This window comes from Nitriliruptor sp. (assembly GCF_040882075.1).
Taxonomy (GTDB): Bacteria; Actinomycetota; Nitriliruptoria; order Nitriliruptorales; family Nitriliruptoraceae; genus Nitriliruptor.
In genome coordinates, this window is record NZ_JBBEBZ010000030.1 from 1 (window position 1) to 7209 (window position 7209).

The following is a 7209-nucleotide window of genomic DNA, read 5'->3' on the forward strand; positions in this document are numbered from 1 at the left end:
GCGCACCGCCGTCACAGCTCGGCGACCACGGGGCGTTCGAGGACAACCAGCAGCTCATCGAGCCCATCGATGTCGACGACGCGATCGAGGTCGCTCGTCACCTCGTCGCCCAGCCGGAACGACAGCATCCCGGCGGCGACGGCCTCGCGGGCGGCCAGCACGGCTGCATCGGCATCGAGCTGGCGGGCGCTGCGCATCCGGAAGCCATCGCTGTGGCGGATCGAGTCCGCGGGCTGCACGAGACCGACGAAGACCGGGCCGGGCGAGCCGTTGTACGTCGCCACCTCGTCGTGGATCCGACGCGAGAGGAGCTCGCCGATGGTCGCCGAGGCGGGAAGGTCGGTCAGCGACGCTCGCCCGAGTTCGCGGCCAGCGCGGGTGACGTCTCGCACGAGGAGCTCGCTCACCAGGTGCTCACCCCCTTCGGGACGCACGGTGCGTCGGCCGCACGTCCGCTCCTGGCCCGCCGGGACCTGGGTCCCGGTCGCGAGCCGCACGCTACGGGACGAGGGTCCCGACCGCACCACGACGCGACGGCAACCCCCTCCTTCCGGGCAGGGACGGTGCAACGAGGTCGGTCGTTGGAACAGGCCGGAGGGGCTGGAGCAGCCGGATCGCTCCGTAGCCTCCCACGAGCGCACCGCTCAGCCGGTGCTTCGACGACCCGCTCCTGAGGACCCCGCTGTGGCTGCACCTGATGTGTCGACCGAGGTTCGTGCGCACCCGCACGACCACCTCGTCGGCTTCTACGGGTCGGACGAGTTCCTGACGGACTCGGTGGTCCGCTACATCGCCCCGGCGCTCGACGGGAACGGCGTCGCCCTCGTGCTCGGCACCGCCGACCACCTGGCGGGCATCCGGGCCGACCTCGAAGCCCGTGGCTACGACGCGGACACGGACCGCTACGTACCCCTCGATGCGCACGAGACCCTCGAGGCGATCAGCCGCGACGGCCAGGTTGACCCGCAGCTGTTCCGGCGGGTCATCGGTGGTGCGATCGACGCGGTCGCGACCGAAGGTCGCCGCGCCACCTGCTCGACCCCGGCGAACGGATGCGTGCCGTCGCCATCCTCGAGCAGGAGGCGATCGCGCGGGCCAACGAGCGCGACGCGCTACGCGAACGGCAGGCGGGGCTCGAAGCCGCGCTCGATGCGCGCACCCAGGCCGACCGCCGGCAGCGGTAGTTCACCGCCATGTTGGTGCACGACCTGCGGAGCCCCACCGTCATCGTCTCGGGGCTGCTCACCCTGCTCGAACGCCACTGGGACGACCTCGACCCGGCCGAGATCTGCGAGAACCTCGCGACCGCGGCGGCCAGCGCGCACCGCATGGAACGGCTCATCGACGACATGCTGGCGATGGCACAGCTCGAGTCGGGACGGTTCCGCTACGACCTGACCGACGTGGACCTCGCCGAGGTCGTCCGCAGCGCAGTCGCCGACATCAGCAAGACCACGGGACGCAGGATCGACGTCCACGTGCCCGCTGAGGTGCGGCTCGCTCACGCCGACGGTGGTCGCCAGCTGCAGGTCCTCGACAACCTCCTGACCAACGCCGTGAAGTTCTCCTCGGCCGAGAGCCCCGTCCTGGTGACGCTCGAGGACCCCGGCGTCGACGTCCTGCGGGTCCACGTGGCGGACGACGGGATCGGCATCGCGCCGGACGACCTCGCCAAGCTGTTCCAGCCGTTCTCGCGGGTCGGGAAGGTGCCGGGCAGGGCCAAGGGCAGCGGCCTCGGTCTGTTCATCGCTCGTTCCCTCGTGGAGGGGCAGGGCGGGACCATCGAGGTGGCCAGCGAACTCGGCGCCGGGACGCGCTTCTCCTACACCGTGCCGGTCGCCACGCAGCGGTAGCCACGCAGCGGAAGCCGCACAGCGGTCGCCACCGCGTCTGCGATCGTGCTCCTCGCGGGATGGTCCCGCCGAGGGTCCCACCAACTTCGGGACCTCCGGCGGACGACGCGTGTCCTCCGCCCATGGGTCGCCGCGGCCGTGCCCTTCACACTGCTGTCAACGGCGCAGCACCCAGCGAGCGCCACGAGCACCACACAGGAAGGCAACGACGTGAGCATCCTCAACGCCCCCGAGGCAGAGGCCCGCACCGCCCCAGCCGTCGAGCTCCAGCTGCGCCCCAACAAGCTGTTCACCTTCGTGGCGATCTTCGCCATGGTGATCGGCTTCGGCGCCATCCTGGGCGGCATCGCCGGCGCGACCTACACCTACCGGTCCGCCGCGGTCGAGAACATCACCACCCCCGACGACGCGGTGTTCCCCGAGGTCCCCGTCCGTGGCCCGATCTCGATGTGGGCACAGTCCGACATCATCACCTTCCACCAGCTGGAGCGGACCGAGGGCCTGCGCTACGCCGAGATGGACCGCGAGGTCCCGATGGTCGACGAGGCCGGCGAACCCGTCCTGGACGAGGCCGGCGAGCCGGTCATGGGCCCCAACCAGAACCGTCTGTCCTGGCTCGACGCGACCACCCTGACCACCGTCCTCGGCATGGGCATCATGGCCTACGCCCTCTCGGCCTTCGCGGTGGTGGTCGGTATCACCCTCGCACTGCTCGGCTTCATCGTCCTCAAGCTCCGCAAGGACACGGTCGCCTTCTGACCGACGCACCACAGCTCCGGTAGCCCCAACCGAGAGGGCCGCTCGACGGGATCCGTCGCCCGGCCCTCTCCCACGTCCTGGGTCACTCCGGCTCGACGTCGGCCAGCTCGATCGAGGTGGTGATGTCGATGGCGTCGCGGATGGAACGTGCGACCGGGCACTTGTCGGCGTGGAAGTCGAGGACACGGTCGATCGCGTCACGGTCGGCGTCCTCGTCGACCTGCAGGATGTAGTGCGCGTGGATGCGCTTGAGGACGAGGGTCTTGCCGTCCAGCTCGACCTCGCCGGTGATCTCGGATCGGAGACGACCGCCTCCGGCGGAGATGCCTCGAGCTTCGAGCGCACCTCCGAGCGTCCCGGTCAGTCAGCCCCCGGCGGCGGCCACGAGGTAGTCGATGGTCGTGGCGTCCGGTGGGTAGTCGTCGGGTCCGACGCCGTAGTGCTCGGCGATGGCCCCGTGGACCCCGAAGGTGACCGGCTGGTCGCGGCCGGGGAGCTGCGCGCTGCGGACCGGGCCCCGGTCCCGGACGATCCGCACGTTCGAGGTGTAGACGACGTCTGACACGACGGTCTCCGCTGGTCGATGTCCGACCACCCTCGCGCAGGCGTGCGGCGATGTCCAGGTCCGTCCGACGCCTGGGGAGGTCAGTGTCGGCGGTCCCAGAGGGTCAGCAGGCTCGGCAGGACCAGGGTCGAGGCGACCGCGGACAACGCGATCCACACGACCGAGAACAGGATGACGAGGAGGGTCAGACCGCCGTCGGCCAGCGTCCGACGCACCAGCGGTAGTGGCGGCGGTCCGGGCAGCGCCTGCCGACGGTGCCCGGGCGGCCACGCGGGAGTTCGCGCACGCTCGTAGAGTCGGATGGGCGGGACGCGAGCACGCGTGCCGCAGCCACCACCGACCAACGGAGCCACCATGCGCGTCGAGGGACTGACCGACGAGGACATCACCACCACGGGCGGCGGGACGATCACCGCGGACACCAAGGACGGTGACGTCACCGACGTCACCGACGTCACCGACGGCGACGCGGGCGACGCTGACGGCACCGACGGCACCGACGGCGGCGATGGCGACGCGACCGACGGCACCGACGGGGACTCGACCGACACCGGTGACGGCGCGGACGCCGACGGGACCGATTCCTGACCATCGCGTGACCTCCACCGAACCGGCGCTCGCCCGGCTGGTCGGCGACCCCGACGGGTTCCTCGCCGACCGGTTCGGCCGTACACCGGTGCACCACCGCAGCGACGACGCTGGGATCGCGGAGCTGCTGAGCCTCGACGACGTCGACCGCATCGTCGCGGGATCGGCTCTCCGGGCGCCGTCGTTCCGGCTGGTGCGCGAGGGGAAGACGCTGCCCCGCGCGAGCGTCACCCGGTCGGTACGGATCGGATCGCGGCCGGTCGACGACCTCGCCGACGTCCGGGCCGTGCACCGCGAGTTCGCCGCCGGCGCGACCGTCGTGCTGCAGGGGCTGCACCGCTCGTTCGCGGCCGTGACCGACCTGTGCCGTGAGCTCGAGGCGGTGCTGACCCACCCGGTCCAGGCCAACGCCTACCTGACGCCGCCGGTCGCCCAGGGGCTGAACCTGCACGCCGACCCGCACGACGTGTTCGCGATCCAGACCCACGGGGTCAAGCGGTGGGTGGTGCACCCGCCGGACGGCAGCGAGCCGTGGGACCTCGAGCTGCGGCCCGGCGACGTGCTGTACCTGCCGGCGGGGACGAGGCACGCGGCGCAGACGCTCGACCGGCCGTCGCTGCACCTGACCATCGGGGTGCGGACCACGACCTGGCGGGACGTGCTGCGACGGGCCCTCGACGGCGCGCTCGCGGGCGAGGAACTCGGTGCACCGCTGCCGGCGGGTTGGGCCGACGATCCCTCGGCGTTGGTGGCATCGGCTGAGGACCACCTCGCCGCGTTGGCCGCACGCCTCGACGAGATCGACCTCGCGGCGCCGTTGGACGCGGCCGCGGACGCGTTCTGGTCGCGGCGTTCGCCCGAGCTGACCGGGGGCCTGCGGGACCTGCTCGAGCTCGACCGGCTCGACGACACCACGCCGCTCCGGCGTCGGCCCCACGCCACGTTCCAGGTCGACGTCCGCGGCGACCGGCTGCAGGTGCAGCTCGGTGACCGTGCGCTCGAGCTGCCCGCCGGAGCCGAGGACGCGATCCGCTGGCTCGGTGGGGCGGACCGGTTCGTCCCGAAGGACCTGGCCGAGTTCGCCGACGAGCCGAGCCGGCTGGTGCTGTGTCGACGGTTCGTCCAGGAGGGCCTGCTGACCTTCGACCGTGATGTCGACGGTGCGTGAGGACAGCTGCGTCGTCCGGTCGAAGACCTGCGGTGAACCGCTCCACGGCACCGCGTCGCAGGCCCGCCGGTGGGTGCTGTTCGAGCACCCCGGCGCGTGGGGAGCGCACGTCCTGACCGACGGGACCCTCCCCGAGCACCTGGCTGCACGGCTGACCGCTGCGGCCGAGGAGCTGCCCGCCCGGGTGCTGCTCCTGCGACGGGCGCCCGGGGTGCCGCGGGAGGTCCCCGACCACGCGCTGTTCGTCGGCGTGACGACCCCGTCCGGCGGGTGGTTCGAACGCATCGACCTGCACGGCCGCGACGGACTCGTCGACGTGGACCTGTCACCGCTGGCCGAGGAACGCTCCGTCGGCGGGACCCCGGTGACCGAGCCGTTCTACCTCGTGTGCACCAACGGCAAGCACGACGCCTGCTGCGCCGAGTACGGCCGACGGGTGGTGGACACCCTCGCGCCGCGGCTCGGCGACCGGCTCTGGGAGAGCTCCCACGTCGGAGGTGACCGGTTCGCGGGGAACCTCGTCTGCCTACCGACCGGTGCGTTCTACGGCCACCTCGATCCCGAGACAGCGCTCGAGGTCGTCCGTACCCACGAAGCGGGCGAGATCGACTTCGACCGGTGGCGGGGCCGGTCGTCGGTGCCGTTCGCCGTGCAGTCGGCCGAGGTGTTCGCGCGACAGGAGCTGGACCTGCGACGAGAGGACGCGTTGCGGTTCGTGGGCGGCCGCCGCGATGGCCGCCGGACCGAAGCGAGGTTCGTGCGGTCCGACGGCGGCGAGGTGGTGGTGACCGTCAGCACCGACCGCGATGCGACCGAGCGTCGCCTGACGTGCGCCGGCGTCCCGAACGTGGCACCGGTCCACCGGCTGGTCGACCTCGTCGAACACTGACGCGTCGCCGACCCGTCGCGGTCACCCGGCCGTGTCGCACCTCGGTCGTACCGTTCGTGCTCCCCGGGGGCGGGGGAACGAGGATGACCAGGGGGTGTGTGATGGCAGCGAGCGACGACGAGGTTCCCGATGAGCGGGGCCGGGAGCCGCGGGTGGACCCGCGGCTACTGCGGCCCGATCCGGGTGAGACGCTCGAGCAGTTCAAGGCGCGGTTGCTCGCCGAGGTGCTCGAGCTCCGCGAACGCGAAGGGGTGAAGGACGGCGACGAAGATGGAACGGACGACGAGGCACGCGGCGAGGGCGAGAGCGCGTAGACCGCAGGGGTGGTCAGCGTGCCTCGTCGAGCAGCGTCAGGAGCCGTTTCCGGCCAGCACGATCATCGGCGAGCACGGTGGTCCCGGGGCGCCGTTGGCGGCAGCGCTGGCGCGTCCTCGGCCGTCCGCTGATGACGATGACCCGCACCTTGTCGGGGAGCTCCGACAGCAGCTCGAGCCCGACCACCCGCGGCTCCGCGAGGTCGAGGACGACCGTGTCGGGTCGGAGCCGTTCGGTCTCGACCAGCGCTTGCCGCCCGGGGCGGACGTACCCGACCACCTCAGCGACGCCGGCGTCCTCGAGCGTCCGCCGGAGCACGTCGCGGTGCTCGTTGTCATCGTCGACGAGCAGGACCCGCGACGATCGGACACCGACGCAGCGTCGCCGCGCGACCGCAGCGCAGCGCGCACAGACGATCTGGTCGGCGACGCCGAGGTGCGAGCGGACCTTGACCACCGAGCCGTCCGCGAGCCGGTGGTCGTCGCCGCAGCGTCCGCACCCCCACAGCGCGGAGGACGGGACGCCGGAAGCGGGTAGGTCGACCGGGGCGACCTCGAGGATGTCGAGTTCGCCCCACCGGTCGGCGTCGAGTCGGGTGGCCATGGACCCAGCGAACAGCACCTTTGGTGCCGAAGAGCGGCCGATGCGACAGCTGTCCAGCCGACGTCACACGTTCGTGGGTAGCGCTGGGTCGTCCGTTCCGGGTCGCAGCTCGATCAGCTCTCGGACCGCAGGCGACCTGCCGGAGGATCAGCCGGTGGCGTCGCGCCGCGACGCGTCGAGGTCGAGGGTCGGAGCGCCACCGTCGTAGACCAGCGCACCGTCCTCGACCCGGACCACGTCGGTGGGCTGGTGCGGCGCGAGCCGGCCATCGTGGAAGAGGTGGAGGACCGGCCGCTGCCCGACCAGCAGGACGTCGTCGGCGATGAGCCGGCGGTGACAGCGCCACCAGACCGACTCGGAGCACATGACCGCGACGCGACGCTCATCAGCCTCCGCGAGGACCTCAACGATCGCCGCCACGAAGGTCGACGTGCCGAGGTGGTCGGCGTAGGCACGGAAGGAATCGTTT

13 protein-coding genes are annotated in these 7209 nt (G+C 71.9%); 7 read left to right on the top strand and 6 right to left on the bottom strand.

Annotated elements, in window-relative coordinates:
* Positions 1-11: 11 nt before the first annotated feature.
* Complete coding sequence (locus WEB03_RS01705; protein WP_368069242.1) at positions 12-407, bottom strand: hypothetical protein; 396 nt, start codon at positions 405-407, stop codon at positions 12-14.
* A 645-nt stretch (positions 408-1052) separates the two neighbouring features.
* Between WEB03_RS01705 and WEB03_RS01710 the strand changes: the two genes are divergently transcribed.
* From WEB03_RS01710 to WEB03_RS01720, 3 genes are all read left to right on the top strand, one after another.
* Positions 1053-1184, top strand: coding sequence for a hypothetical protein (locus WEB03_RS01710; protein ID WP_368069243.1), 132 nt, complete (start codon positions 1053-1055; stop codon positions 1182-1184).
* 9 nt (positions 1185-1193) lie between these two features.
* Positions 1194-1853 carry a sensor histidine kinase gene (locus WEB03_RS01715; protein WP_368069244.1) on the top strand — a complete coding sequence of 220 codons (660 nt, stop codon included), beginning with the start codon at positions 1194-1196 and terminating at the stop codon, positions 1851-1853.
* Positions 1854-2063: 210 nt separating this feature from the next.
* A complete protein-coding gene (locus WEB03_RS01720; RefSeq protein ID WP_368069245.1) occupies positions 2064-2612 on the top strand; it encodes a hypothetical protein in 549 nt (182 codons plus the stop codon).
* 82 nt (positions 2613-2694) lie between these two features.
* Here WEB03_RS01720 and WEB03_RS01725 read toward each other — a convergent pair whose 3' ends face one another.
* The 3 genes from WEB03_RS01725 to WEB03_RS01735 all read right to left on the bottom strand — a co-directional run bounded on the left by WEB03_RS01725 (position 2695) and on the right by WEB03_RS01735 (position 3392).
* Positions 2695-2976: an OsmC family protein gene (locus tag WEB03_RS01725; RefSeq protein ID WP_368069254.1), complete on the bottom strand. Its 282-nt coding sequence runs from the start codon at positions 2974-2976 to the stop codon at positions 2695-2697.
* A complete protein-coding gene (locus tag WEB03_RS01730; RefSeq protein WP_368069246.1) occupies positions 2977-3177 on the bottom strand; it encodes a hypothetical protein in 201 nt (66 codons plus the stop codon). It abuts the gene before it with no gap.
* Between the two features lie 80 nt (positions 3178-3257).
* Positions 3258-3392, bottom strand: coding sequence for a hypothetical protein (locus WEB03_RS01735; protein ID WP_368069247.1), 135 nt, complete (start codon positions 3390-3392; stop codon positions 3258-3260).
* 139 nt (positions 3393-3531) lie between these two features.
* On the opposite strand from WEB03_RS01735, the gene WEB03_RS01740 reads away from it, so the two are divergent.
* The 4 genes from WEB03_RS01740 (at position 3532) to WEB03_RS01755 (ending at position 6136) form a co-directional block, all read left to right on the top strand.
* Positions 3532-3765: a hypothetical protein gene (locus tag WEB03_RS01740; protein WP_368069248.1), complete on the top strand. Its 234-nt coding sequence runs from the start codon at positions 3532-3534 to the stop codon at positions 3763-3765.
* 7 nt (positions 3766-3772) lie between these two features.
* Positions 3773-4933: a cupin domain-containing protein gene (locus tag WEB03_RS01745; protein WP_368069249.1), complete on the top strand. Its 1161-nt coding sequence runs from the start codon at positions 3773-3775 to the stop codon at positions 4931-4933.
* Positions 4926-5822 carry a sucrase ferredoxin gene (locus WEB03_RS01750; RefSeq protein WP_368069250.1) on the top strand — a complete coding sequence of 299 codons (897 nt, stop codon included), beginning with the start codon at positions 4926-4928 and terminating at the stop codon, positions 5820-5822. The genes WEB03_RS01745 and WEB03_RS01750 overlap by 8 nt, the downstream gene beginning before the upstream one ends.
* Before the next feature lie 152 nt (positions 5823-5974).
* Positions 5975-6136, top strand: a complete 162-nt coding sequence (locus WEB03_RS01755) for a hypothetical protein (RefSeq protein WP_368069251.1) — start codon at positions 5975-5977, stop codon at positions 6134-6136.
* Positions 6137-6149: 13 nt separating this feature from the next.
* Here the strand turns inward: WEB03_RS01755 and WEB03_RS01760 are convergent, their stop codons facing one another.
* A complete protein-coding gene (locus WEB03_RS01760; protein WP_368069252.1) occupies positions 6150-6740 on the bottom strand; it encodes a response regulator in 591 nt (196 codons plus the stop codon).
* Between the two features lie 147 nt (positions 6741-6887).
* Positions 6888-7209, bottom strand: a 322-nt coding sequence (locus WEB03_RS01765) for a DUF488 family protein (protein WP_368069253.1), incomplete at its 5' end; no start/stop codon positions are given.